The organism is Streptomyces sp. NPDC050504 (assembly GCF_044458065.1).
GTDB lineage: Bacteria > Actinomycetota > Actinomycetes > Streptomycetales > Streptomycetaceae > Streptomyces.
In genome coordinates, this window is the sequence record NZ_JBITHO010000002.1 from 1,186,211 (window position 1) to 1,210,544 (window position 24,334).

Genomic DNA, 24,334 nt, shown 5'->3' on the forward strand with positions numbered 1-24,334 from the left:
AGGCAGGGTTCGGGTGGGAGCCGGGCGAGCGGGCCCGGGAAGGCGGCTAGCATAACGGTAATCATTTTCATTAAGCTACCCCGGGTGGTGCGCCCGCCTGCGGGGCACGATCCCCAGCGCCCCGCCACTCGCGCACCGCCGACCTCACTGACCCCACCAACCCCACTGACCTCACCGAAGAGGAGCCCCGAACCCCGTGCCCACCACTCCTGCCGATCCCGCCGAGAGCCGGACGGAAACCGGCCCTCCCCGCCCGCGCCCCGGCAACTCCCTCCTGAAGGACGCCGCCTTCCTCCGCCTCTGGGCCGGGACCACCGCGTCGGGCCTGGCGACCTGGGCCCTGCCCTTCGTCCTGGGCCTCGCCGTCCTGGACCGCACGATCGACGCCACCACGCTCGGCCTGCTGCTGGGCGCCCGCACCGCGGGCTTCCTGATAGCCGTGGCGGTCGGCGGAGTCCTCGCCGACCGCCACTCCCGGCGGCGCGTGGTCCTCTGGTCGGGACTCGCGGCAGCGGCCTCGACTCCCGTGATGGCCGCGGGACTCGACGCCTCCCTCCCCCTGATCGCGGCGGCCGCGGTCGTGGCGGGCGCGGGTCAGGGAGCCTGCCGCCCGGCCTTCCAGGCGCTCACCGCGGAGGTCGTCGCGGAGGACCGCAGGCAGCGGGCGAACGCGGCGATGACCCTCGCGGTCCGCGTCACGACGCTCACGGGCCCCGCGCTGACCGCCCTGCTCGCGGTCCTCCTCGACACCTCGACGCTGCTCCTGGGGATCGGCGCGCTGTGGCTGGTGGCGGCGCTCGTGCCGGGCCGGGGCGCCGCACGGGCCACCCGCGTGCCGTCCGCGGAACCCCCTTCCCTCGTACGGGAGTTCCGCGAGGGTGTCCAGGAGGCCCGCCGCCACCCGTGGTTCCTCGCGGGCCTCGGCGCGCTGTCGGCGGTCGTCGCGACCGGCTACTCGGCGACGGGCGTGGCGCTCCCGCTGGTCAGCCGGGACCGCTACGACACGGAAGCGGTGCTCGCCGCCGCCATGACCGCGTACACCCTGGGCGCGCTCGGCGGCGCGCTGCTCATCGCCCGCTGGCGCCCGAAGGCCCAGGGCTGGGTGGCCTTCGCGGGCCTGGCCTGCTACGGCCTGGCCCCGCTGAGCCTGGCGCTGCCGGTCCACTACGCGGTGGTCCTCGCCGCGTACGCCCTCGCGGGCATCGGCATCGAACTCTTCAACGTCCCCTGGTTCACCGCGACCCAGCGCGAGGTGGCCCCCGACCGGCTGGCCCGCGTCTCGTCACTGGACTTCCTGGTCTCCTACGGCCTGGCCCCGCTGGGCCTGGCGCTGATCGCCCCCGCGATCGACGCCTTCGGCCCGACCCCGGTCCTGGTGACGTGCGCGGCGCTCTGCTTCCTGGCGCCGGCGGTGGCGGCCCTCACCCCGAGCGCGCGCCACCTCTCGGTACGGCAGACCCCGCGTACCCCATGATGTCCGGGTAGCCCCGCAGCTCCCGAAAGGCAACGTCAGTGATCGTCATCGCAGGTGAGGCCCTGATCGACCTAGTCCCCGAGACCGCGTCGGACGCGCTGGCCCCCCTGCGCCCGGCCAGGGGCGGCGGCCCGTACAACACGGCCGTCGCCCTGGCGAGGCTGGGCGGCGAGAGCGCGTTCTGCTCCCGGATCTCCACGGACGAGTTCGGCGAGGCGCTGCTGGCGCACCTGCGCGCGGAGGGCGTGGACGTGACCCTGGTGCAACGGGGCCCGGAGCCGACGCCCCTGGCGGTGGCCGCGCTGGACGGGGCGGGCTCGGCGACGTACACCTTCTACACCCAGGGCACGGCGGACCGCCTCTTCACCGCACCCGGAGCCCTCCCCCCGACGACCCGCGCCCTGGCGGTGGGCACCTGCTCCCTGGTCCTGGAACCGGGAGCGAGCGCCTACGAGGCACTCCTGCGCCGGGAAGCGTCCCGGGGCACGTTCACGCTCCTCGACCCCAACGTCCGCCCGCCCCTGATCGAGGACCCGGCCGCCTACCGCGCCCGCTTCCTGACCTGGCTCCCGCACGTCACGCTCCTCAAGCTCAGCGAGGAGGACGCGAACTGGCTGGAGGTCGACATCGCCACCTGCCTGGAGCGCGGCCCCGAAGCGGTGGTCCTCACGCGGGGAGCGCGGGGCCTGACCGTATACACGGCCAACGGCCCCGAAGTCTCGGTCCCCGCGACCCCCGCGAAGATCGCGGACACGATCGGAGCGGGAGACACGGTCAACGCGGTCCTCCTCCACGCCCTGTCCCCCCTGCCCCCGGAGGAGCGCGCGACGCTCCCGCCCGAAACCTGGCACGCCCTCCTCACCCGAGCGGCCGAAGCAGCAGCAATCACCTGCTCCCGCCCAGGAGCCCAACCCCCGTACGCCCACGAGCTGTAGGCCCGCGCCGCCGCACGGCGAAGGCCGCCGCCCCGAGGGGGCGGCGGCCTTCGTGCGACGACCGGAACGGCTTAGAGGTCGAAGTACAGCTCGAACTCGTGGGGGTGCGGGCGGAGCTGGATCGGGGCGATCTCCTGGGTGCGCTTGTAGTCGATCCAGGTCTCGATCAGGTCCGACGTGAAGACGCCGCCCGCCTGCAGGTACTCGTTGTCCTGTTCCAGGGCGTCGAGGACCGCCGGGAGGGACGTGGGGACCTGGGGGACGCCCGCGTGCTCCTCGGGGGCCAGCTCGTAGAGGTCCTTGTCGATCGGCTCGGCCGGCTCGATCTTGTTCTTGACGCCGTCCAGGCCCGCGAGGAGGAGCGCGGAGAAGGCGAGGTACGGGTTCGAGGACGGGTCGGGCGCGCGGAACTCGACGCGCTTGGCCTTCGGGTTCGAGCCCGTGATCGGGATGCGCATCGCGGCGGAGCGGTTGCGCTGCGAGTAGACCAGGTTGACCGGGGCCTCGAAGCCGGGGACCAGGCGGTGGTAGGAGTTCACCGTCGGGTTCGTGAAGGCCAGCAGCGACGGGGCGTGCTTGAGGATGCCGCCGATGTAGTAGCGGGCGGTGTCCGACAGGCCCGCGTAACCCTGCTCGTCGTAGAACAGCGGCTGGCCGCCCGACCACAGCGACTGGTGGACGTGCATGCCCGAGCCGTTGTCGCCGAAGATCGGCTTCGGCATGAAGGTCGCGGTCTTGCCGTTGCGCCAGGCGACGTTCTTCACGATGTACTTGAAGAGCATCAGGTCGTCGGCCGCGGCGAGCAGCGTGTTGAACTTGTAGTTGATCTCCGCCTGGCCGGCCGTGCCCACCTCGTGGTGCTGGCGCTCGACCTGGAGGCCCTGGCGGTCCAGCTCAAGGGAGATCTCGGCGCGCAGGTCGGCGAAGTGGTCGACCGGCGGGGCCGGGAAGTAGCCGCCCTTGTAGCGGACCTTGTAGCCGCGGTTGTTCTCGACCGCGCCGGTGTTCCAGGCGCCGGCCTCGGAGTCGATGTGGTAGAAGCTCTCGTTCGCCGAGGTCGCGAAGCGGACCGAGTCGAAGACGTAGAACTCCGCCTCGGGGCCGAAGTACGCGGTGTCCGCGATGCCGGTCGACGCGAGGTAGGCCTCGGCCTTCTTGGCGATGTTGCGCGGGTCGCGGCTGTACTGCTCGCCCGTGATCGGGTCGTGGATGAAGAAGTTGATGTTGAGCGTCTTGTCGCGGCGGAAGGGGTCGACGCGGGAGGTCGACAGGTCCGCGCGCAGCGCCATGTCGGACTCGTGGATGGCCTGGAAGCCGCGGATCGACGAACCGTCGAAGGCCAGCTCCTCGTCCGGGTCGAACGCCGTGGCAGGGATCGTGAAGTGCTGCATCACGCCCGGCAGGTCACAGAAGCGGACGTCGACGAACTTGACGTCCTCGTCCGCGATGTACTTCTTGACGTCGTCGGCGTTCTGGAACATCCAACTCCTCCTACTCCCACCCGGGAGGGGCGGGGTTGCAGCTCAGTGGTGCGGCCAGTGCGGTGGCCCACGCTGGTTCCCGACCTTAAGGACGGGGGATTTCTCAAGCGTGACCCGTTTGTTTCACCCAAGTTAACCGGGCCCGCCCGTAAAGGGCGGAATGGGGTCGCAGTACCGTGGACGGGTGGACAACAGGCAAGCAATCGGATCGTGGCTCTCCGGCCCCCGCGCGGCGGCCGAGGAAATGGGCGCCGACTTCGGGTACCGGGGCCAGCGGCTCGGGCTGCCCGAGGAGGGCCCGGGGTCGGTGGCGCCGCTCGGACGCCGCTTCGGCGCGCTCTTCGTCGACTGGGCGCTGTGCATGCTCATCGCGTACGGAATGATCGTCGGCCACTACTCGCAGGCGACCAGCAACTGGGCCCTGGTGGTGTTCCTGGCGATGTCGGTGCTGCTCGTGGGCACCCTGGGGACCACGCCGGGCAAGCGCCTGATGGGGCTGCGGGTGATCTCCGAGCGCGGCGAGCGCCTCGGCTTCCTCTGGGGCGTCGTCCGCGGCGTGCTGCTCTGTCTGGCGATCCCCGCGCTGGTCTGGGACCGCGACGGCCGCGGCCTGCACGACCGCCTCGCCAAGGCCGTCCAGGTGCGGGCCTAGCCGCGTACGGGAGCACGAGAGAGGGCGGGGACCGAATCGTCGGTCCCCGCCCTCTCTCGTACGCTCCTCAGCGCGTCAGCGCGCCTTGCCGCCGCGCGGCATCCGCATGCCCTTGGGCATCGGGCCCTTCGGCAGCGGCATGTTGCTCATCAGGTCGCCCATCGCGCGCAGCCGGTCGTTGGTCGCGGTGACCTGCGGGCCGGTCAGGACGCGGGGGAACTTGAGCATCTTCGTACGGACCTTGCTCAGCGGCGTCTGGCCCTCGTCGTTGCCGACGATGATGTCGTGGACGGGCACGTCGACGACGATGCGCGCCATCTTCTTCTTCTCGGCCGCCAGCAGCGTCTTCAGCCGGTTCGGGTTGCCCTCGCCGACCAGCACGATGCCCGCCTTGCTCACGGAGCGGTGCACGACGTCCTGGCTGCGGTTCATCGCCACCGCGGGGGTCGTGGTCCAGCCTCGGCCGACCCGGTCCAGTACGGCGGCCGCCGCGCCCGGCTGGCCCTCCATCTGCCCGAAGGCGGCGCGCTCGGCGCGGCGTCCGAAGAGGATCGCCATCGCGAGGAACGCCAGCAGGAAGCCCAGGATGCCCAGGTAGATCGGGTGGTCGATCCAGAATCCGAACGCGAGGAAGGCACCGAAGGTGACGATTCCCACACCCGCCACGACAAGACCGACCTTGGGGTCGGACCTGCGGGTCATTTTGTACGTCAGGGCGATCTGCTTGAACCGCCCCGCATTCGCGGCGCTCTCGGCGCCCTCTGTTTTTGCCTTCCTCGCCATACGACGAAGTTTACGTTGCGCTTCAGGAGCGGGCGGCCACGGCCTCGACCACGTGCTGGGTCTCGACCCGGTCCTTGGCCCGGCGGCGGTCTTCGAGGACCGCGGTCCAGGCGTTGCGGCGGGCGGTGCGCTGGCCGCCGCGCAGCAGGACGGCCTCCATGGCGCGCAGGGCGTCGGTGACGGACGGGATGGCGGTGGCGCGAACCGGACGGACGGGCACGGCCTGCATCGTTGAGGTCCCCCCTCGGGTCAGTGGGTGGCTGGTGTTCCCGGCGGGTGCGGCGCCGGACGCGGGGTGTGAAGCCAGGGTCACTGTTCGGTGTTACCAGTGCGTGACCGACCGGTCAAACACCGATGAAACCTTGATGCGCGGCCTCGGAACACTGACGCGGCCCGTACGGGCACCCCCACCTGCGGGGAGCCGTACGGGCCGCGCGACCCGGCCGTTACCGACCGGTAGTAGCTTGTGCGCGAATTCACACGGCCTGGGCCGCGTCGACCGGAGTCGCGTTCCCCGTCGCGCGCCGCTCCATCGCCTGCTGGTAGAGCCGGCCCGCGCGGTACGAGGAGCGCACCAGCGGACCCGACATCACGCCGGAGAAGCCGATCTGGTCGGCCTCGTCCTTCAGCTCCACGAACTCCTGCGGCTTCACCCAGCGCTCCACGGGGTGGTGCCGGACCGACGGGCGCAGGTACTGCGTGATCGTGATCAGCTCGCAGCCCGCGTCGTGCAGCTGGCGCAGCGCCTCGCTGACCTCCTCGCGGGTCTCGCCCATGCCCAGGATCAGGTTCGACTTGGTCACCAGGCCGAAGTCGCGCGCCCGGGTGATCACGTCGAGCGAGCGCTCGTAGCGGAAGCCGGGGCGGATCCGCTTGAAGATCCGCGGCACCGTCTCGACGTTGTGCGCGAAGACCTCGGGGCGCGACTCGAAGACCTCGGCCAGCAGCTCGGGCACCGCGTTGAAGTCGGGGGCCAGCAGCTCGACCTTGGTGCGGCCCGCCTCGCGGCCCGCGGTCTGCTCGTGGATCTGGCGCACCGTCTCGGCGTACAGCCAGGCGCCGCCGTCGGGCAGGTCGTCGCGGGCGACACCGGTGATCGTGGCGTAGTTCAGGTCCATCGTGACGACGGACTCGCCCACGCGGCGCGGCTCGTCGCGGTCCAGCGCCTCGGGCTTGCCGGTGTCGATCTGGCAGAAGTCGCAGCGCCGGGTGCACTGGTCACCGCCGATGAGGAAGGTCGCCTCGCGGTCCTCCCAGCACTCGTAGATGTTGGGACAGCCCGCCTCCTGGCAGACCGTGTGCAGTCCCTCGCCCTTCACCAGGGCCTGCATCTTCGTGTACTCGGGGCCCATCTTCGCCCGGGTCTTGATCCACTCGGGCTTGCGCTCGATGGGGGTCTGGGCGTTCCTGACCTCCAGGCGCAGCATCTTGCGTCCGTCGGGTGCGACAGCGGACACGTCGGCGCCCCTTTCTGCTATCGCGGGCATTCGAATCGGCGGCATACACCAGGGTACGCCCGTTGAAAGTACGGTCTTACGCATGGCCAACCAATGGCCATGGGGGGCCATTCCCCCGGGGCGGTGCTCAGGCCGGAGCCCGCTCCACCGTGCGCGGCGCGAGCGCGGCGTTCTCCAGCACGTCCTTCAGGTGCTTCTCCACCACGGGCAGCGCCTCGGCGATCGTCACCTCGCGGCCCAGTTCCTGGGAGAGCGAGGTCACACCCGCGTCCCGGATCCCGCACGGGATGATCCGGTCGAAGCCCTTGCTGAGGTCGGGGTCGCAGTTCAGCGCGAAGCCGTGCATCGTCACGCCCTTGGCGACCCGGATGCCCATCGCGCAGATCTTCCGGTCCTCGCGGCGCTGGCCCGCGTTGGACGGCGCGTACTGGGGGCCGTTCATCCGCGGGTCGAACTCCTCGTCCTGCAGCCGGGGGTCGAAGTCCAGCGACAGCCCGCCCAGGGTGGGCCTGGGCCGCTCCTCGACCGGGTCGCCCAGCACCCACACGCCCGCCCGGCCCTCGACCCGGCTGGTCTCCACGCCGAAGTCGGCACAGACCCGGATGACGACCTCCTCCAGGCGGCGCAGGTGCGCGATGACGTCGACCGGGCGCGGCAGCTTCTGGATCGGATAGCCGACCAGCTGTCCGTACCCGTGCCAGGTGATCTTGCCGCCCCGGTCCACGTCGATGACCGGGGTGCCGTCCAGGGGGCGTTCGCTGTCGGCCGTGCGCCGCCCCGCCGTGTAGACGTCGGGATGCTCCAGCAGCAGACAGGTGTCCGGGACCTCGTCGGCGAAGCGTGCGGCGTGCACCCGGCGCTGCTCGTCCCACGCCCGCTGGTACTCGACCGCCTCCTCGCCGAATCCGAGACGGACCAACCGCAGCTCACTCACGACAGCTCCTCGAATGTCTGTATCGCGCCCCTGACACTGTACGACCGCGCGCGCCACACCTCTTCGGCGGGCAGAAACGGCACCTCCTCACACGATCGGATGAATGTGCGGCCGTGGGGTCGGAGAGGGGGCCCGCGACCGCTAAATTCGCGCCGTTCCATGAGGGCTGAACCCGGGCCCAGAAGGCAGGAGACCATAGAGCTGATGACGGAACGACCCCCGCAGCGCATCCCCAACCGACAGCTCGCCGCACTCATCGCGGAAGCGGGGTTCTCCAACGCGGGTCTGGCCCGCCGGGTGGACCAGCTCGGCCTGGAGCACGGCCTCGACCTGCGGTACGACAAGACCTCCGTGACCCGCTGGCTACGCGGCCAGCAGCCGCGCGGCACCACGCCCGCGCTGATCGCGGAGGTCTTCACCCGGCGCCTGGGGCGACGGCTCTCCGCCCAGGACCTCGGCCTGGACGCGTGCGCCCCGGTCTACGCGGGGCTCGAATTCGCCGCGACCCCCGAAGAGGCCGTGGACATCGTCAGCGGCCTGTGGCGCAAGGACTCCGGCAGCCACATCGAGCTGCGCAAGATCGCCTTCACCCCCGCGGGACTCGTCGTCCCCAGCCGCGACTGGCTCATCGGCCGCCCCGACGACCGCGTCGGCCGCGGCGAGCCCCCGCAGGTCGTGCAGAACGGCGCCGGGGTGCGCATCCCCGTGCAGGGCCGCCCCTCGGTGCCCCGCCAGCGCGCCACCGACCGGGGCCCGGGACAGCGCGTCAGCGGCGGGGACATCGCCGCGCTCCGCTCCGTCGGCGAGCTGTTCCGCACCCTCGACCACGCCTACGGCGGCGGCCACGCCCGCCAGGCCCTGGTCAGGTACCTGGAGCACGAGGCGGAGCCGATGCTGCGCGGCACCTACGGGGAGGCGGTCGGCCGCCGCCTCTTCGCGGCCGCCGCCGACCTCACCAGGCTCGCGGGCTGGACCTCGTACGACATCGCGGCCCACGGCCTCGCCCAGCGGTACTTCGTCCAGGCGCTGCGCCTGGCGCAGGCGGCGGGGGACCGGGCGTACGGCAGCTACGTGCTGGTCACCATGAGCCGCCAGGCCGTCTACCTCGGGCACGGCCGCGAGGCCGTCCAGCTCGCCCGCGTCGCCCAGCAGGGCGTCGGCTCCTCCGCCTCGCCCGTCGTGCAGTCCCTGCTGCACGCCGTGGAGGCGCGCGGGCACGGCGTGCTCGGCGAGGTCAGGGCGTGCACGGCGTCCCTCATGCGGGCCGAGCGGGCGCTGGAGTCGGCCCGCCCCGGCGACGAGGTGCCGCACTGGGCGCGCTTCTTCGACGAGGCGCAGCTCGCCGACGAGCAGGGCCACTGCTACCGCGACCTCCAGCAGTACCGGGCCGCCGCGCAGAGCGCCGAGCGCTCGCTCCAGCTGCGCGCCCCCGCCTTCGCCCGCTCCCGGCTGTTCTGCCGGGTGGTGCTCGCGACCTCCAGGCTCGGGCTCGGCGAGCTCGACCAGGCGTGCGCGCTGGGCGCCGAGGCGGCCCAGCAGGCGGCCGAGATGCGCTCGGCGCGGGCGACGGAGTACGTACGGGACTTCGAGCGCAGGCTGGAGCCCTACCGGGACGCGGCGGCCGTGCGGAACTACCGGGACCGGGTCGCCGCCTTCCACTGACGACCCGGCCCCGGGTCCGGGCGCCCCTGGCTCAGGCGGCGGCCGGGAGCGGGGCGGGCGCGGACCCCGGCAGGGCGCCGAAGTCGCGCAGCACGGACCTGGCGGCCCTGCGCCCGGAGAGCAGTGCGCCCGGGACCGTGCTCGTGTCCCGGTGGTCGCCGCAGACGTAGAGCCCGGCCAGCAGGCGCACCGGGCGGCGCGGGTCGTGCGGCGCGGCCATCACGGGGACCGCGTCGGGGGTGTGGTGGACGGCCAGCAGCTCCCAGTCGTGGGTGGAGGTGCCGTACAGGCGGGTCAGGTGGGCGCGCACCTCGCGGTCGGTCGCGACGCCGGAGGCCGCGCCGAGGACGGTCGAGGAGACCAGGACCCGGCCGTGCGGGGCGCGGTCCGGGTCGACCTCGCTCATCACGCAGGTGTGCGCGACGGGGCCCGCCCCGCTGCCGCCGCCGTCCAGCAGCAGCGCGGGGACGGTGAGCGGGGGCGTGGGGGCGGTGTGGTGGAAGACGGTGACGGGGTGGAAGTCGGGCACCCGCAGGCCCGGCAGCAGTTCGGCGGCGGCGCGGGCGCCCGTCGCCAGGACGAGGGCGCGACAGGAGAGCGGGCCGTACTCCTCGGTGTCCACGGTGGAGATCGCGGCGTCCTTGACCCGGACCCCGGTGCGTACGGTGCCCGGGGGCAGGGCGGCGGCGAGCAGCGCGGGCAGCGTCGCGGCGCCGCCCGCGGGCACGCAGAGGCGGCCGCGCGCGTAGGCGCGCAGGGCCAGGTCGGCGCAGCGGCTGGACGTGGTGAGCGCGGGGTCGCAGAGCAGTGCGGCCAGGAGCGGCCGGAGGAAGCCGTCGACGGTACGGGCGGGCAGGCCGCGCTCGTACAGCGCCTCGTGCGCGGGCAGCTCGGGGCGGGCGAGCAGCCGGTCGGCCGGGGTGGCGGCGAGGCGGGCGAGGGCGGCGCCGAGGCGGGCCTGGTCCAGGGCGCCGCCGAGGGGGGCCGGTGCGGGGCGGGCGACGGGGGCGCGGGGGTCGGTGGTGCGGATGGTGCGGGCGGTGCGTTGAGCGGCGCGGTGGGCGCTTCTGGGGGTGCCTCGGGGGGCGCCGCGAGGGGTATTGCGGGGGGCGCTCGCGAGGGCGCGCGCTGCTTGTAATGCGCCCCTCGCGCTCCCCGGCTCGCCGGTGCGGTGCAGCCGGTCGCCGCTGCGGACGAGTACGCCCGGCGCGAAGGGCCGCAGGGCGGCCGCGGCCAGGGCGGGGATGCGGCTCAGCTCAGGACAGGAGGAGCTGAGCAGTTGGCCCACCCGGTCGAGGCGGAAGCCGTCGAGGTGTTCGGTGGCCATGCGGCCGCCGGCGTGTTCGGCGGCCTCCAGGACGGTGACGCTGACACCTGCGCTGGTCAGGTGGTGGGCTGCGGAGAGGCCTGCGAGGCCGGCTCCGACGATGATGACGTCCGCGTGGTGTGCCGTGCTGAGCACGTGACCCTCCCCGTGGTCGGCGCGGGTGGTGCGGGCTGGGTGCGCGGCCGCTCGGGCCGCTGGTGGCGTGATGCCCCGAACGGGCCTTCGGGATGCCCGGGTTCCGGTCGAGGGTAGGGAGGGCGGGGCGGGGGGCGGACGCGCGTGCGAGGGGGTACGGGAGCGCGGGGGCGCGTGGCCCCCTTCGGGGGCGGGTCTTCGGGGGGGGGGCGTTGCCCGGGGGCGCCGCTTCTCCGCCTGCGGCGGGCCGGTCCCCTACCCTGCGGGGCGGTGGTGGGCTGGTCGCGCAGTTCCCCGCGCCCCTAAAGGGGCGCACGCCCCTTCAGGGGCGCGGGGAACTGCGCGAGGGTGGGGCAGACGCCGCGCGTACCCGCCCCGCCGCAGGCGAAAAAGCGGCGACCCCGGGCAACGGGACCACCCCCCAACCCCCTTACCTCGCCGCCCTCACCGCCTCCGCGATGTCCGGGTGGGCGAACTCGAAGCCCGCTTCGCGGAGCTTCGCGGGGCGGACCCGCTGGCTGCCCAGGACGTCCTCGGCGAACTCGCCGAGCGCCACCCGCATCGCCCATCCCGGCACCGCGAACACCGTCGGGCGTCGCAGCACGCTCCCCATCGCCGCCGTCACCTCGCGGTTCGTGACCGGTTCCGGGGCCGTCAGGTTCACCGGGCCCGCCAGCGACTCCGTGTCGATCAGGAACCGCAGCGCCGCGATCTCGTCGTGCAGCGAGATGAACGACCAGTACTGCCGCCCGGAGCCCAGGCGCCCCCCGAGCCCCGCCCGGAAGACCGGGAACAGCTTGCCCCAGGCGCCGCCCTCCTTCGCCACCACCAGGCCCGTGCGCGCGAACACCGTGCGGACCCCGGCCTCCTCCGCGGGCGCCGCCGCCTCCTCCCAGTCCACGCACAGCGACGCCAGGAACCCGCTCCCGGGCGGGGCGCCCTCGTCCACCGGGCGCGCCCCGGTGTCGCCGTAGTAGCCGATCGCCGTGCCGCACACCAGGACGCGCGGCGGGACGTCCAGCGCCGCGACCGCCTCCGCGACCGCCGCCGTGCCCAGCACCCTGCTGTCCCGCAGCTCCTTCTTGTAGGCGTCGGTCCAGCGGTGGTCGCCCACCCCCGCGCCTGCCAGGTGCACCACGGCCTCGCAGCCGACCAGGCCCGACACGTCCACGTACCCCCGCTTCGGGTCCCACTCGACCTCGTCGCGGCCGCGCGGCGGGCGCCTGACGAGGCGCACCACCTCGTGCCCGTCCGCCCGCAGGGAGCGCGCCAGCGCCGTACCGATGAGCCCGGCCGAGCCGGTGATAGCGATCCGCATGCGACGGATTATTCCGTCAACACCACGCGCCCCGCGTGGCAGAGTGCGGCCATGTCAGGAACGCACATACGCCGAGCCCGACCCGCCGACGAGGACGCGCTCGCCGTCCTCGACCGCGAGACCTGGTCGCCGCTGCACGCCGTCACGCCCAGACCCGCGCCCCCGTACGCCCCGTTCTTCGACGAGCGGCACCGGCCCGAGGACATCCTCGTCGCCGAGGACGCGCGCGGCACGGTCCTCGGCTACCTGCGGCTCGTGGCGCCCACCCCGCTGCCCAGCAACGGCCACGTCCGCCAGATCCAGGGCCTGGCCGTCGCCGACGGGGCGCGCGGCAAGGGCGTCGCACGGGCCCTGCTGCGGGCCTCCTTCGACGAGGCGCGCCGCCAGGGCGCGTACCGCATGACCCTGCGCGTGCTGGGCCACAACACCCCCGCCAGGACGCTGTACGCATCCGAGGGCTTCGCGGTGGAAGGGGTGCTGCCGGGGGAGTTCCGGCTGGACGGGCGGTACGTGGACGACGTGCTGATGGGGCGCTCGCTGGTCGTCGCCGATCCCGTCAGGGACCGGTGAGGTTCGGGACCCGGTACCGGGCCGCCCGCGGCGCGTGCGCCGTCCGGGCTATCCGAAGCGCTCCCACAGCTGCGGGTAGCGCTCGGCGAGCGCGTCCTCGTCCGCCAGGTCCAGCGGCGTGCCCGCGGGCTCGGCGGACTGCGGCGGGACGCCCAGGTCCGGCGCGACCACCCCGGTCAGCTGCTCGTACGCCTCGTCCGCCGCGTACCCCAGCTCCTCGCCGTCCCCGTCGAACTCCTCGTCGAACGAGTCGAGGAGCCCGGCGAGGGCGTCCGGGTCGTGCAGCGCGCCCTCGAAGACCTCCCGGCCCTGGCCGATCAGCCAGCAGCGGAAGTAGTCGAACGCCTCGTCGTCCGCCCCGCCGAGCAGCAGCGCGGCGGCGCCCCACAGGTCCCAGCGGTACGCGCGGTTGTAGCGGGCCTCGAAGTGCCTGGCGAAGTCCAGCACGGAGTCCGGATCGTGCCGCAGCAGCCGCTCGACCAGCAGGTCGGCGTGTTCCTCGGGATCGCCTCCCGCCGCCTGGCGCGTACGGTCGACGATCTCCCAGAACTCCGTCTCGTCCATCACAGGCTCAAGCATCGGGCTTGGCGGGGGGAGACGCACGCGGAGATGCGTAAATGGAAAGCGGACAGAAGATGTCGGGTTTACGGGGGACGCTGGTCCCATGAACCAGAACGGGAACGAGAACGCACGGGACGGCGGCAGGGCCGAGGGGCCCCTCACCGGGAAGGTGGCGCTCGTCGCGGGCGCGACCAGGGGCGCGGGCCGGGCCATCGCCGTGGAGCTGGGCCGGGCGGGTGCGACCGTGTACGTCACGGGGCGCACCACCCGGGAGAAGGTCAGCGAGGTCGGCCGGGCCGCGGAGACCATCGAGGAGACCGCCGAGCTGGTGACGGCGGCGGGCGGCACCGGCGTCGCGGTGCCCACCGACCACCTGGTGCCCGAGCAGGTGGCGGCGCTGGTCGAGCGGATCGACCGGGAGCGGGGCGGGCGGCTCGACGTCCTCGTCAACGACGTGTGGGGCGGCGAACACCTCGTCGAGTTCGGCACCAGCACCTGGGACATGGCGCTGGACAAGGGGCTGCGGATGCTGGAGCTCGGGGTGAAGACCCACCTGATCACCAGCAGCCACGCGCTCCCGCTGCTCGTCCGGAACAGGGGCGGGCTGGTCGTCGAGGTCACCGACGGCACCTGGGAGTACAACGGCACCCGCTACCGCGAGAACCTCTACTACGACCTCGCCAAGAACGCCCCGATCCGAATGGCGTTCGGCCTCTCGAAGGAACTCGCGGAGCACGGCGGCACCGCGGTCTCGGTCACACCGGGCTTCCTGCGGTCCGAGCAGATGCTCGCCGGTTTCGGGGTCACCGAGGAGAACTGGCGCGACGTGATCGCCAAGGAGCCGCACTTCGCGATCGCCGAGTCGCCCCGCTACGTCGGCCGCGCGGTCGCCGCACTGGCCGCCGACCCCGAGCGGGCGCGCTGGAGCGGGCAGTCGCTCTCCAGCGGACAGCTCGCCAAGGAGTACGGCTTCACGGACGCGGACGGCAGCAGGCCGGACGCCTGGCGGTACTTCATGGAAGCCGTCGAGGGGGAGACGGGCAGGTCCGCGGAGGAGTACCGCTGAGCCGTTCCGGGGCGGGGGCGGCGCCGTCCGGGGCGCTCGGGTCTCCGTAGAGCCGGTGCATCGCCGCTGCCGCCCCGGCGAACCTCGCGCGCAGCTCCGGCGGCTCCAGCGCCTCCGACTCGGGGCCCAGCGCGAGCAGTTGGCCGTACGCGACGTCCACCGACTCCACCGGGAGCGTCACCGTCACCCGGCCCCGCGCGTCCGGCGGCCCCGCCGCGTCCAGCGCCTCGCGCGCGGCGGCGCGGTCCACGACGTACGGCAGCCGGGCGGCGCCCGCGGGGGAGAGGCGCACCGTCACCTCCGCGCGCAGCAGCGAGCGCGCGAACTGGGCCGCGCGCTCCTCCCAGAACGCGGGCAGGTCGAACTCCTCGTCCCGCACGAACCGTTCGGCGCTCGTCGCGACCGCGGTGAAGCGGTCCACGCGGTACGTCCTGAAGCTCTCCCCGGCCTGCGCGCAGACGTACCAGACGCCCGCCTTCAGGACCAGGCCGTACGGGGCCAACTCCCGTTCCACCTCGGCGTCCTGGCGCCGGTAGCGGGCGGTGATCAGACGGTCGTCCCAGACCGCGTCCGCGATCGAGGGCAGCAGTTCGGGGGTCTCGGGCTCCTGGTACCAGCCCGGCGCGTCCAGGTGGAAGCGCTGCGAGGCGGACGCGGAGGCGTCCCTGAGGGAGGGGAGGAGGGCGGCGGAGACCTTGAGGCGGGCGGCGGACGCGGCGTCGTCCAGGCCCATCTCGCGCAGCGCGCCCGGGACCCCGGAGAGGAAGAGGGCCTCGGCCTCGCTGCGGGCCAGGCCCGTGAGGCGGGTGCGGTAGCCGCCGATCAGCCGGTAGCCGCCGGTGCGGCCCCGGTCCGCGTAGACCGGGACGCCCGCCTCGGAGAGGGCGAGGGCGTCCCGGGTGATGGTGCGTTCGGAGACCTCCAGCTCCTGGGCGAGCTCGGCGGCGGTCATCATGGGGCGGGACTGGAGGAGCAGGACCATCTTGATGAGGCGTGCGGCGCGCATACGGCCACCTTGCCACGGGGGCGGCGGCGGGGGCCCCGCCCCTTGACAGGTCCCGTTACCGCGGCCCGTCCAGGGCGATCACCGAGAAGTGGCCGCCCTGGGGGTCGCGGAGCACCGAGAAGCGGCCCGGGGGGACGGTCGTGGGGGGCACCGCCACCGCCGCGCCCAGTTCCCGCGCCCGGTCCGCCGTCGCGTCGCAGTCCGCGACCGCGAAGTACACCATCCAGTGCGCCGGGATCTCGGGCGGGAAGCCCTCGCCCGCCATGTGCATCATCCCGCTGAGCGGCTCCCCGCCCAGCTTCCACTCGGTGTACGCGCCCCCGCCGTCGGTGCCGCAGGTGTCCGCGTCCCAGCCGAAGACCGCCCGGTAGAAGGTCTTCGCCCGGTCCGCGTCCCGGCTCATCAGCTCGAACCAGCAGACGGCGCCCGGCTCCTGGTACACCCCGAAGCCCTTGTGCTCCTTGGGCTGCCAGACGCCGAACGCCGCGCCCTCGGGGTCGGTGAAGTAGGCGAGGCGGCCCGAGTCGAAGACGTCCATGGGGGGCGCGATCACCGTGCCGCCGTTCTCGGTGACCTGCGCGGCCGTGGCGTCGGCGTCGTCCGAGCGGAAGTACGTCGACCAGCCGACCGGCTGGCCCGCCGCCATGCAGGGGCCGTACCCGCCGACGTACTCCTCGCCCTGGAGGAACATGCCGTAGCCGCCCGCCTCCTCCATCGGGACGTCGGCGCAGGTCCAGCCGAAGAGGTCCTGGTAGAAGGTCTTCGCGGCGGGCACGTCGGTGGTCGAGAGGTCGGCCCAGGTGGGCGTCGAGGGCTGGTTGACGGTCTTCATGGCGTGCTCCCGGAGTCGGTGGCCCCCGGTCGACCATTCACGCACGCGTGCCCCGTCCCGGCAATCGGGACGGGGCACGCGCGGCTGTTCGTGCGGCGGGCGGCGACTACAGGCCGTAGCGCTCGCGCGCCTCCTTCACGGCCGTCGCCGGGACCTCGCCGCGCCGGGCGAGCTGGGCCAGGGCCGCGACGACGATCGACTGGGCGTCGACGCCGAAGTGGCGGCGGGCCGCGTCACGGGTGTCCGAGAGGCCGAAGCCGTCGGCGCCCAGCGACGAGTAGTCCTGCTCGACCCACTGCGCGATCTGGTCGGGGACCTGGCGCATGTAGTCGGAGACCGCGAGGACCGGCGATTCGATGCCGCCGAGCGCCTTGCGGAGGTACGGCACGCGCTCCTCGCCGCGCAGGAGGGCGGCGTCCGCCTCCAGCGCGTCGCGGCGCAGCTCGGTCCAGGAGGTCGCGGACCACACGTCGGCGCCCACGCCCCACTCCTCGGCGAGCAGCTTCTGCGCCTCGATGGCCCAGTGGATCGCCGTGCCGGAGCCCAGCAGCTGGATGCGCGGCGCGTTCACCGGGAGGGTCCGGCCGGCCGACTCCGCCGTGCTGAAGCGGTACAGGCCCTTGACGATGCCCTCGTCGACGCCCGCGGGCTTCGCGGGCTGCGGCATCGGCTCGTTGTAGACCGTCAGGTAGTAGAAGACGTCCTGGTCCTCGCCCGGGGCGGCCTCGCCGTACATCCGGCGCAGACCCTCCTTGACGATCGCGGCGACCTCGTAGGCGAACGCCGGGTCGTAGGTGAGCGCGGCCGGGTTGGTCGCGGCGATCACCGGGGAGTGGCCGTCGGCGTGCTGGAGGCCCTCACCGGTCAGGGTGGTGCGGCCCGCGGTGGCGCCGACGAGGAAGCCGCGGCCGAGCTGGTCGCCGAGCTGCCACATCTGGTCGGCGGTGCGCTGCCAGCCGAACATCGAGTAGAAGATGTAGAACGGAATCATCGCTTCGCCGTGCGTGGAGTACGCGGACGACGCGGCGATGAAGTCGGCCATCGAGCCGGCCTCGGTGATCCCCTCGTTGAGGATCTGCCCGTTCACCGCCTCCTTGTAGTACATCAGCTGGTCGCGGTCGACCGGCTCGTACGTCTGGCCCTTCGGCGAGTAGATGCCGAGGGACGGGAAGAGGCTCTCCATGCCGAAGGTGCGCGCCTCGTCGGGGACGATCGGCACCCAGCGCTTGCCGGTCTCCTTGTCGCGGACCAGGTCCTTGACGAGGCGGACGAACGCCATGGTCGTGGCGACCGACTGCGAGCCCGATCCCTTGTCGAAGGCCGCGAACGCCTTGTCGGCGGGGGCGGGCAGCGCGGGCAGCGGCTGCGTGCGGCGGGCCGGGGCGGGGCCGCCGAGCGCGGCGCGGCGCTCCTGGAGGTAGCGGACCTCGGGGGAGTCGGCGCCGGGGTGGCCGTAGGGCACCTGGCCGTCGACGAACCGGCTGTCGGAGATCGGCAGGTCCAGGAGGTCGCGCATCTCCTTGAACTCGTCGTTCGACAGCTTCTTCATCTGGTGGTTCGCGTTCTTCGACGCGAAGCCGGAGCCCAGCGTGAAGCCCTTGACGGTCTGCGCCAGGATGACGGTCGGCGCGCCCTTGAACTCCAGGGCCGCCTTGTACGCCGCGTACACCTTGCGGGGCTCGTGGCCGCCGCGCGACAGGTGGAAGCACTCCAGGATCTTGTCGTCCGAGAGCAGCTTCGCCATCTCGACGAGCGCCGGGTCCTTGCCGAAGAAGTCCTGGCGGATGTAGGCGGCGTCGCGGGTCTGGTACGTCTGGACCTGCGCGTCCGGCACCTCGCGCAGGCGGCGGATGAGCGCGCCCGTGGTGTCGAGGGCGAACAGCTCGTCCCAGGCGCCGCCCCAGAGCGACTTCACGACGTTCCAGCCGGCGCCGCGGAACTGGGCCTCCAGCTCCTGGACGATCTTGAAGTTGGCGCGGACCGGGCCGTCGAGGCGCTGCAGGTTGCAGTTGATGACGAAGGTCAGGTTGTCCAGGCCCTCGCGGGCGGCGAGCCCGAGTGCCGCCGTGGCCTCCGGCTCGTCCATCTCGCCGTCGCCGAGGAACGCCCACACGTGGGACGCCGAGACGTCCTTGATGTTGCGGTTGGTCAGGTAGCGGTTGAAGCGCGCCTGGTAGATCGCCGAGAGCGGGCCGAGGCCCATGGAGACCGTGGGGAACTCCCACAGCCACGGGAGGCGGCGGGGGTGCGGGTAGGAGGGCAGGCCGTTGCCGCCGGACTCCTGCCGGAAGTTGTCGAGCTGCTGCTCGGAGATGCGGCCGTCCAGGAAGGCACGGGCGTAGATGCCGGGGGAGGCGTGGCCCTGGATGTAGAGCTGGTCGCCCGAGCCGTCGCGCTCCTTCCCGTGGAAGAAGTGGTTGAAGCCGGTCTCGTACAGCCAGGCGGCCGAGGCGAAGGTGGCGATGTGGCCGCCGACGCCGTACTTCGAACCCCGGGTGACCATCGCGGCCGCGTTCCAGCGGTTCCACGCGGTTATCTTCCGCTCCATCTCCTCGTCGCCGTCGATGGCCGGCTCGGCGGAGGTGGGGATGGTGTTGACGTAGTCCGTCTCCAGCAGCTTGGGCAGCGCCAGACCGGCGGCGTCGGCGTGCTGGAGGGTGCGGCGCATCAGGTACGCGGCCCGGTGGGGGCCCGCGGCCTTGGCGACGGCGTCGAGGGAGGCCGCCCACTCGGCGGTCTCCTCGGTGTCGCGGTCCGGGAGCTGGTCGAGCTCGCTCGGAAGCTTGCCTACGGGGTCGGTCACGATGGCCGCCTTCCGGATGGAGGGGGTGGAGATAAAAGTCTTGGGGCCTTGTCTGGCAGGACAGGGCGGGGTGGGGTCTGGTGGACCCGCGCCGTCGACTGTAAACGCACGATCGATGATCGATCAAAGCTTGGGCGGGAAAAATGTGCCTGGGGCAAGAAATTGGCATCGGGTGCCGCGAAATGGGGCACGGGGTGCCCCATAGAACGGGGCATTTCGGGCGCGCGATGTCGTGGGTCACATTGCCCCGGAGTGGGCGTTTTTCGCCTGCGGCGGGCGGTGCCCCACTCTCGCGCAGCGGAACCCGTACCCCCCTGACCCCCCGCCTCACGCCCTCGGGGCGCAGCCCAGGACGTGGGCCTTCACCAGGGAGCCGATCTCCGGGTCGCGGCGGCGGAACGCCTCCACCAGGTCCTGGTGCTCCTCCGCGTACGACTTCTGCACCGTCCCCAGCCACCGGATCGACAGCGCCGTGAACACCTCGATGCCCAGCCCCTCCCACGTGTGCAGCAGCACGCCGTTGCCCGCCGCGCGCACCAGCTCCCGGTGGAACCCCACCGTGTGCCGCACCTGCCCCGTGCCGTCCGCCGACGCGTCCGCCTCGTAGAGCGCCGCGACGTGCGGCTCCAGCGCCGAGCAGTCGTCCGCGAGCCGCTCGGCCGCCAGCTCCGCGGCGATCTGCTCCAGGCCCGCCCGCACGGGGTAGCTCTCCTCCAGATCGGCCGCGGTGAGGTTCCGCACGCGCACGCCCTTGTTGGGCGCCGACTCGATCAGGCGCAGCGACTCCAGCTCGCGCAGCGCCTCCCGCACGGGCGTCTGGCTCACCTGGAGCTCCGTCGCGATGCGCCGCTCCACGATCCGCTCGCCCGGCTTCCAGCGGCCGCTGACGATGCCCTCCACGATGTGCTCGCGGATCTGTTCGCGCAGCGAGTGGACGACGGGCGGGGTCATGGAGGCTCCTTAGGGACGGGAAAACCTCCTAGACAATACGGCGACACGGCATCCCTGAAACGCTCTGCCGCGACGCTCCCTCAACCGGACGTCCCCGTGGCGGCCGGTGCCGCGCCGCGGAACCGGCCGGGCGCGACGGCCCGTTCGGGAACGCGTTCGGGCGGTCCCACCGGCTGCGCCACCGCCCGCTCGCGCGCCTCGGACGGGGCCGCGGGCGACGGTTCCCGGGGCCGCCCGCGACCCTCGCCGCCGCCGGGCGCCGCGCGCTTCCTTGGGCGTACGGGGGTCGTGAACTCCTTCTCGTACGGGCGGAGTTCGAGCGGTGCGACCGCCCGTGGCGCAGTGCCGGAGCCGGGGTCGGGCAGCGGCTTCCCCGCCACCCGCTCCGCGAGGTGCGCCCGGCCCGCCACGCAGGTGTGCGCGGCGTCCGCCCGCTGCGCCCGCGCGGGTCCGCACCGGCACCCTGTGCGCCGCCCGCTCCCGGCCCCCGGGATCCGCGCCGGGCAACCGCCGCGCCGACCCGTGCGGCGGCTCTGCCGGGTGTGACACGAGGAACACCCGCGACGCGAACGCCCCCGCCCGGAGGACCGGGCGGGGGCGCTGTGCCGCTTGGTGCGGTGGTGAGTCCTACAGGCCGAGCTCGACCTCGAACTCGCCGGCCTCCAGGATCGCCTTGACGGCCGTCAGGTAGCGGGCGGCGTCCGCGCCGTCCACCAGACGGTGGTCGTAGGAGAGCGACAGGTACGTCATGTCGCGCACGGCGATGGTCTCGCCGAGGTCCGGGTGGTTGATGACCACCGGGCGCTTGACGGTGGCGCCGATGCCCAGGATGGCGACCTGGTTCGGCGGCACGATGACGGTGTCGAACAGCGCACCGCGCGAGCCGGTGTTGCTGATCGTGAAGGTCGCGCCCGACAGCTCGTCCGGCGTGATCTTGTTGCCGCGGACCTTGCCCGCGAGCTCGGCGGTGGCCTTGGAGATGCCCGCCAGGTTGAGGTCACCGGCACCCTTGATGACCGGGGTCATCAGGCCCTTCTCGGAGTCGACGGCGATGCCGATGTTCTCCGAGTCGAAGTAGGTGATGGTGCCCTCGTCCTCGTTGATCCGGGCGTTGACGACCGGGTGGGCCTTCAGCGCCTGGGCCGCGGCCTTGACGAAGAACGGCATCGGGGAGAGCTTGACGCCCTCGCGGGCCGCGAACGCGTCCTTGGCCTTGGCGCGCAGCTTCATCAGCTTGGTGATGTCCACCTCGACGACCGAGGTGAGCTGGGCCTGCGAGTGCAGGGCCTTCATCATGTTGTCGCCGATGACCTTGCGCATCCGGGTCATCTTGACGGTCTGGCCGCGCAGCGGCGAGACCTCCAGGGCCGGGGCCTTGGACGCGGCCGGAGCGGCGGCGGCGGCCGGGGCCTGGGCCGGAGCGGCGGCCTTGGCGGCCTCCGCAGCGGTGATGACGTCCTGCTTGCGGATGCGGCCACCGACGCCGGTGCCCTTGACCGTCGCCAGGTCCACGCCGTTCTCGGAGGCGAGCTTGCGGACCAGCGGGGTCACGTACGCACCGTCGTCACCGGAGGTCGCGGCGGGCGCCGGGGCCGGGGTGACGGGGGCGGGCGCGACCGGAGCCGGAGCCGGAGCGGCGACCGGGGCGGCGGGCGCGACCGGGGCCGGGGCGGCGACCGGAGCGGCGGGAGCCGCCGGGGCCGGAGCCGGGGCGGGCGCCGCGGGGGCGGCCGGGGCCGGGGCGGCGGCGGCCGGAGCTGCGGCCGGAGCCGGAGCCGCGGCGGCCGGAGCAGCGGCGGGAGCGGCACCGGCGGCACCGATGACGGCGAGCTTGGCGCCGACCTCGGCGGTCTCGTCCTCGGCGACCACGATCTCCAGCAGGACACCGGCGACGGGCGCCGGGATCTCGGTGTCGACCTTGTCCGTCGAGACCTCGAGGAGGGGCTCGTCCTCCGCGACCTCTTCGCCGACCTGCTTCAGCCAGCGGGTGACGGTGCCCTCGGTGACCGACTCGCCCAGGGCGGGCAGGGTCACGTCGGTGCCGGACGCGCCGGACGCGGCCGGAGCGGCGGCGGGGGCCTCGGCGACCGGGGCCGGGGCCGCGGGGGCCTCGGCGACCGGAGCGGCCGGGGCGGGCTCGGCGACGGGGGCCGGAGCGGCCTCCGCCGCCGGGGCGGCCGCGGGGGCGCCCGAGCCGTCGTCGATGATCGCCAGTTCGGCGCCGACCTCGACGGTCTCGTCCTCGGCGACCTTGATGGACGCCAGGATGCCCGACGCGGGCGCCGGGATCTCGGTGTCGACCTTGTCCGTCGAGACCTCGAGCAGCGGCTCGTCGGCCTCGACGCGCTCGCCCTCGGCCTTCAGCCAGCGGGTGACGGTGCCCTCGGTGACGCTCTCGCCGAGCGCCGGCAGGGTTACGGAAACCGACATGGTTTCGGTTGCTCCTATCGAATTGCGGTAAGTGGTCGTCGCGCCCGGGGACTGAAGGATCAGTCGTGGGAGTGCAGCGGCTTGCCGGCCAGGGCCAGGTGCGCCTCGCCCATCGCCTCGTTCTGCGTCGGGTGCGCGTGGATGAGCTGCGCGACCTCGGCCGGCAGCGCCTCCCAGTTGTAGATCAGCTGCGCTTCGCCGACCTGCTCGCCCATACGGTCACCGACCATGTGGACGCCGACCACGGCGCCGTCCTTGACCTGGACGAGCTTGATCTCGCCCGCGGTCTTGAGGATCTTGCTCTTGCCGTTGCCCGCGAGGTTGTACTTCAGAGCGACGACCTTGTCCGCGCCGTAGATCTCCTTGGCCTTGGCCTCGGTGATGCCGACGGAGGCGACCTCCGGGTGGCAGTACGTGACGCGCGGAACACCGTCGTAGTCGATCGGGACGACCTTCTGGCCGGCCAGACGCTCCGCTACCAGCATGCCCTCGGCGAAGCCGACGTGCGCGAGCTGGAGCGTCGGGACGAGGTCGCCGACGGCGGAGATGGTGGGGACGTTGGTCTGCATGTACTCGTCGACCAGGACGTAGCCGCGGTCCATCGCGACGCCCTGCTCCTCGTAGCCCAGGCCCTGCGAGACCGGGCCGCGGCCGATGGCGACGAGCAGCACCTCGGCCTCGAACGTCTTGCCGTCCGCCAGGGTGACCTTGACACCGGTCTCGGTGTACTCGGCGCTCTGGAAGAAGGTGCCCAGGTTGAACTTGATGCCGCGCTTGCGGAACGCGCGCTCCAGGAGCTTGGAGCTGTTCTCGTCCTCGACCGGCACGAGGTGCTTGAGGCCCTCGATCACGGTCACCTCGGCGCCGAAGGACTTCCACGCGGAGGCGAACTCGACGCCGATGACGCCGCCGCCCAGGATGATCGCGGACTGCGGGACGCGGTCCAGCTTCAGCGCGTGGTCCGAGGAGATGACGCGGTTGCCGTCGATCTCCAGGCCCGGCAGCGACTTCGGCACGGAGCCGGTCGCCAGCAGGACGTGGCGGCCCTGGACGCGCTGGCCGTTCACGTCGACGGAGGTCGGGGAGGAGAGCCTGCCCTCGCCCTCGATGTACGTCACCTTGCGGGACGCGATGAGACCCTGCAGGCCCTTGTAGAGGCCCGAGATCACGTCGTCCTTGTACTTGTGGACGGCCGCCATGTCGATGCCCTCGAAGGTGGCCTTCACGCCGAACTGGTCCGCCTCGCGGGCCTGGTCGGCGATCTCACCGGCGTGCAGCAGCGCCTTGGTGGGAATGCAGCCGTTGTGCAGGCAGGTGCCGCCGACCTTGCCCTTCTCGATCAGGGCGACGTCCAGGCCCAGCTGAGCTCCGCGCAGCGCCGCGGCGTAACCGCCGCTACCGCCGCCGAGGATCACTAGGTCGAAAACGGTGCTGGCGTCGTTCGCCACGTCACGTCCTCCATGCATGTGCGCCGGGCGCGGTCGTCGATGACCGGCGGCGGCTGGTGTTCGGCCGCTTTTCTTCGGCCCTGTGGTGGGGGCCCTGTCCTGCCGAGAACCCATCTTCGCACTTGTTGCCGGAAGGCGGGACGCGGGGCCAGGGTCCGAGACGGAGGAAACACCGTCTCCTGGGGTTACTGATCCGTACTGGCGTGCGGATTTCGTCGAGGGCGAACAACGCGGGGGCGGGGCCCCGGGGCCCCCCCCGGGCCCCCCCCCCCCCCCCCCGTCAACCCCCCGCGCCCGCCGCGGGGGGCGGCCCCCCCCCCCCCCCCCGGGGCCCCCCCCCCCCCCGGGCCCCCCGCGGGGGGGGGGCCGGCCCCCCGGGGGCCCGGGCCCCCCCCCGGGGGGGGGGGGGGGCCGGGGGGGGGGGGGTGTGGGGGGTGTGGTCGGGGAAGTAGGGGGACGCGGTGGCGAGGGACTGTCGCAAGGGAGGCTCCGATGGCTTCGGCTAAACT

20 protein-coding genes are annotated in these 24,334 nt (G+C 73.1%); 6 read left to right on the forward strand and 14 right to left on the reverse strand.

All coding sequences use genetic code 11. From position 1 onward, the window contains the following. The first annotated feature begins 196 nt into the window (after nt 1-196). Together ACIBNE_RS11270 and ACIBNE_RS11275 are read left to right on the forward strand one after the other, a co-directional pair. Nucleotides 197-1,474 carry an MFS transporter gene (locus ACIBNE_RS11270; RefSeq protein ID WP_399271217.1) on the forward strand — a complete coding sequence of 426 codons (1,278 nt, stop codon included), beginning with the start codon at nt 197-199 and terminating at the stop codon, nt 1,472-1,474. 38 nt (nt 1,475-1,512) lie between these two features. Further along, complete coding sequence (locus tag ACIBNE_RS11275) at nt 1,513-2,409, forward strand: carbohydrate kinase (protein ID WP_399271218.1); 897 nt, start codon at nt 1,513-1,515, stop codon at nt 2,407-2,409. A gap of 71 nt (nt 2,410-2,480) precedes the next feature. Here the strand turns inward: ACIBNE_RS11275 and glnA are convergent, their stop codons facing one another. After that, nucleotides 2,481-3,890: a type I glutamate--ammonia ligase gene (glnA, locus tag ACIBNE_RS11280; protein ID WP_399271219.1), complete on the reverse strand. Its 1,410-nt coding sequence runs from the start codon at nt 3,888-3,890 to the stop codon at nt 2,481-2,483. 184 nt (nt 3,891-4,074) lie between these two features. Here glnA and ACIBNE_RS11285 point away from each other — a divergent pair, with 184 nt between their 5' ends. After that, nucleotides 4,075-4,542, forward strand: a complete 468-nt coding sequence (locus ACIBNE_RS11285; protein ID WP_399271220.1) for an RDD family protein — start codon at nt 4,075-4,077, stop codon at nt 4,540-4,542. A gap of 75 nt (nt 4,543-4,617) precedes the next feature. Here ACIBNE_RS11285 and ACIBNE_RS11290 read toward each other — a convergent pair whose 3' ends face one another. From ACIBNE_RS11290 to lipB, 4 genes are all read right to left on the reverse strand, one after another. After that, complete coding sequence (locus ACIBNE_RS11290; RefSeq protein WP_399271221.1) at nt 4,618-5,325, reverse strand: DUF4191 domain-containing protein; 708 nt, start codon at nt 5,323-5,325, stop codon at nt 4,618-4,620. A gap of 22 nt (nt 5,326-5,347) precedes the next feature. Further along, the gene (locus tag ACIBNE_RS11295; RefSeq protein ID WP_399271222.1) at nt 5,348-5,554 is read right to left on the reverse strand and encodes a hypothetical protein; all 207 of its coding nucleotides are present in this window, start codon (nt 5,552-5,554) and stop codon (nt 5,348-5,350) included. Nucleotides 5,555-5,801: 247 nt separating this feature from the next. After that, nucleotides 5,802-6,782: a lipoyl synthase gene (lipA, locus tag ACIBNE_RS11300; protein ID WP_399271223.1), complete on the reverse strand. Its 981-nt coding sequence runs from the start codon at nt 6,780-6,782 to the stop codon at nt 5,802-5,804. Nucleotides 6,783-6,909: 127 nt separating this feature from the next. Beyond that, entirely contained in the window at nt 6,910-7,716 is an 807-nt protein-coding gene (lipB, locus tag ACIBNE_RS11305) for a lipoyl(octanoyl) transferase LipB (protein WP_399271224.1), read from the reverse strand. Between the two features lie 204 nt (nt 7,717-7,920). Between lipB and ACIBNE_RS11310 the strand changes: the two genes are divergently transcribed. Then, nucleotides 7,921-9,378, forward strand: a complete 1,458-nt coding sequence (locus ACIBNE_RS11310) for a regulator (protein ID WP_399271225.1) — start codon at nt 7,921-7,923, stop codon at nt 9,376-9,378. Between the two features lie 31 nt (nt 9,379-9,409). On the opposite strand, the gene ACIBNE_RS11315 is transcribed toward ACIBNE_RS11310, so the two are convergent. Together ACIBNE_RS11315 and ACIBNE_RS11320 are read right to left on the reverse strand one after the other, a co-directional pair. Continuing rightward, entirely contained in the window at nt 9,410-10,840 is a 1,431-nt protein-coding gene (locus ACIBNE_RS11315) for an FAD-dependent oxidoreductase (RefSeq protein WP_399271226.1), read from the reverse strand. Between the two features lie 430 nt (nt 10,841-11,270). After that, nucleotides 11,271-12,167, reverse strand: a complete 897-nt coding sequence (locus tag ACIBNE_RS11320) for a TIGR01777 family oxidoreductase (RefSeq protein ID WP_399271292.1) — start codon at nt 12,165-12,167, stop codon at nt 11,271-11,273. Nucleotides 12,168-12,209: 42 nt separating this feature from the next. Here ACIBNE_RS11320 and ACIBNE_RS11325 point away from each other — a divergent pair, with 42 nt between their 5' ends. Next, on the forward strand, nt 12,210-12,728 hold the full coding sequence (locus tag ACIBNE_RS11325) for a GNAT family N-acetyltransferase (RefSeq protein ID WP_399271227.1): 519 nt from the start codon (nt 12,210-12,212) through the stop codon (nt 12,726-12,728). 48 nt (nt 12,729-12,776) lie between these two features. Here the strand turns inward: ACIBNE_RS11325 and ACIBNE_RS11330 are convergent, their stop codons facing one another. Continuing rightward, nucleotides 12,777-13,292, reverse strand: coding sequence for a DUF4240 domain-containing protein (locus ACIBNE_RS11330; protein WP_399271228.1), 516 nt, complete (start codon nt 13,290-13,292; stop codon nt 12,777-12,779). A 100-nt stretch (nt 13,293-13,392) separates the two neighbouring features. On the opposite strand from ACIBNE_RS11330, the gene ACIBNE_RS11335 reads away from it, so the two are divergent. Continuing rightward, nucleotides 13,393-14,355, forward strand: a complete 963-nt coding sequence (locus ACIBNE_RS11335; protein ID WP_399271229.1) for an SDR family oxidoreductase — start codon at nt 13,393-13,395, stop codon at nt 14,353-14,355. On the opposite strand, the gene ACIBNE_RS11340 is transcribed toward ACIBNE_RS11335, so the two are convergent. The 6 genes from ACIBNE_RS11340 to lpdA form a co-directional block, all read right to left on the reverse strand. Then, on the reverse strand, nt 14,303-15,361 hold the full coding sequence (locus ACIBNE_RS11340) for a helix-turn-helix transcriptional regulator (protein WP_399271230.1): 1,059 nt from the start codon (nt 15,359-15,361) through the stop codon (nt 14,303-14,305). The two genes, ACIBNE_RS11335 and ACIBNE_RS11340, sit on opposite strands and share 53 nt — an antisense overlap. Before the next feature lie 55 nt (nt 15,362-15,416). Continuing rightward, on the reverse strand, nt 15,417-16,193 hold the full coding sequence (locus ACIBNE_RS11345; protein WP_399271231.1) for a VOC family protein: 777 nt from the start codon (nt 16,191-16,193) through the stop codon (nt 15,417-15,419). A 106-nt stretch (nt 16,194-16,299) separates the two neighbouring features. Beyond that, nucleotides 16,300-18,996, reverse strand: coding sequence for a pyruvate dehydrogenase (acetyl-transferring), homodimeric type (gene aceE / locus ACIBNE_RS11350; RefSeq protein ID WP_399271232.1), 2,697 nt, complete (start codon nt 18,994-18,996; stop codon nt 16,300-16,302). Nucleotides 18,997-19,323: 327 nt separating this feature from the next. Then, nucleotides 19,324-19,947, reverse strand: a complete 624-nt coding sequence (locus tag ACIBNE_RS11355) for a GntR family transcriptional regulator (protein WP_399271234.1) — start codon at nt 19,945-19,947, stop codon at nt 19,324-19,326. Between the two features lie 627 nt (nt 19,948-20,574). Further along, nucleotides 20,575-22,377, reverse strand: coding sequence for a 2-oxoglutarate dehydrogenase, E2 component, dihydrolipoamide succinyltransferase (gene sucB / locus ACIBNE_RS11360; protein WP_399271235.1), 1,803 nt, complete (start codon nt 22,375-22,377; stop codon nt 20,575-20,577). A 59-nt stretch (nt 22,378-22,436) separates the two neighbouring features. Then, nucleotides 22,437-23,825: a dihydrolipoyl dehydrogenase gene (lpdA, locus tag ACIBNE_RS11365; RefSeq protein WP_399271236.1), complete on the reverse strand. Its 1,389-nt coding sequence runs from the start codon at nt 23,823-23,825 to the stop codon at nt 22,437-22,439. Nucleotides 23,826-24,334 lie beyond the last annotated feature (509 nt).

Excerpts from the sequence above, each read along its gene's own strand:
- ACIBNE_RS11330 (WP_399271228.1), bottom strand. The coding sequence starts at position 13,292 with ATGGACGAGACGGAGTTCTGGGAGATCGTCGACCGTACGCGCCAGGCG.
- sucB (WP_399271235.1), bottom strand. The coding sequence starts at position 22,377 with ATGTCGGTTTCCGTAACCCTGCCGGCGCTCGGCGAGAGCGTCACCGAG.
- ACIBNE_RS11335 (WP_399271229.1), top strand. The coding sequence starts at position 13,393 with ATGAACCAGAACGGGAACGAGAACGCACGGGACGGCGGCAGGGCCGAG.
- ACIBNE_RS11355 (WP_399271234.1), bottom strand. The coding sequence starts at position 19,947 with ATGACCCCGCCCGTCGTCCACTCGCTGCGCGAACAGATCCGCGAGCAC.
- ACIBNE_RS11345 (WP_399271231.1), bottom strand. The coding sequence starts at position 16,193 with ATGAAGACCGTCAACCAGCCCTCGACGCCCACCTGGGCCGACCTCTCG.
- ACIBNE_RS11290 (WP_399271221.1), bottom strand. The coding sequence starts at position 5,325 with ATGGCGAGGAAGGCAAAAACAGAGGGCGCCGAGAGCGCCGCGAATGCG.
- ACIBNE_RS11310 (WP_399271225.1), top strand. The coding sequence starts at position 7,921 with ATGACGGAACGACCCCCGCAGCGCATCCCCAACCGACAGCTCGCCGCA.
- ACIBNE_RS11325 (WP_399271227.1), top strand. The coding sequence starts at position 12,210 with ATGTCAGGAACGCACATACGCCGAGCCCGACCCGCCGACGAGGACGCG.
- ACIBNE_RS11340 (WP_399271230.1), bottom strand. The coding sequence starts at position 15,361 with ATGCGCGCCGCACGCCTCATCAAGATGGTCCTGCTCCTCCAGTCCCGC.
- glnA (WP_399271219.1), bottom strand. The coding sequence starts at position 3,890 with ATGTTCCAGAACGCCGACGACGTCAAGAAGTACATCGCGGACGAGGAC.
- ACIBNE_RS11295 (WP_399271222.1), bottom strand. The coding sequence starts at position 5,554 with ATGCAGGCCGTGCCCGTCCGTCCGGTTCGCGCCACCGCCATCCCGTCC.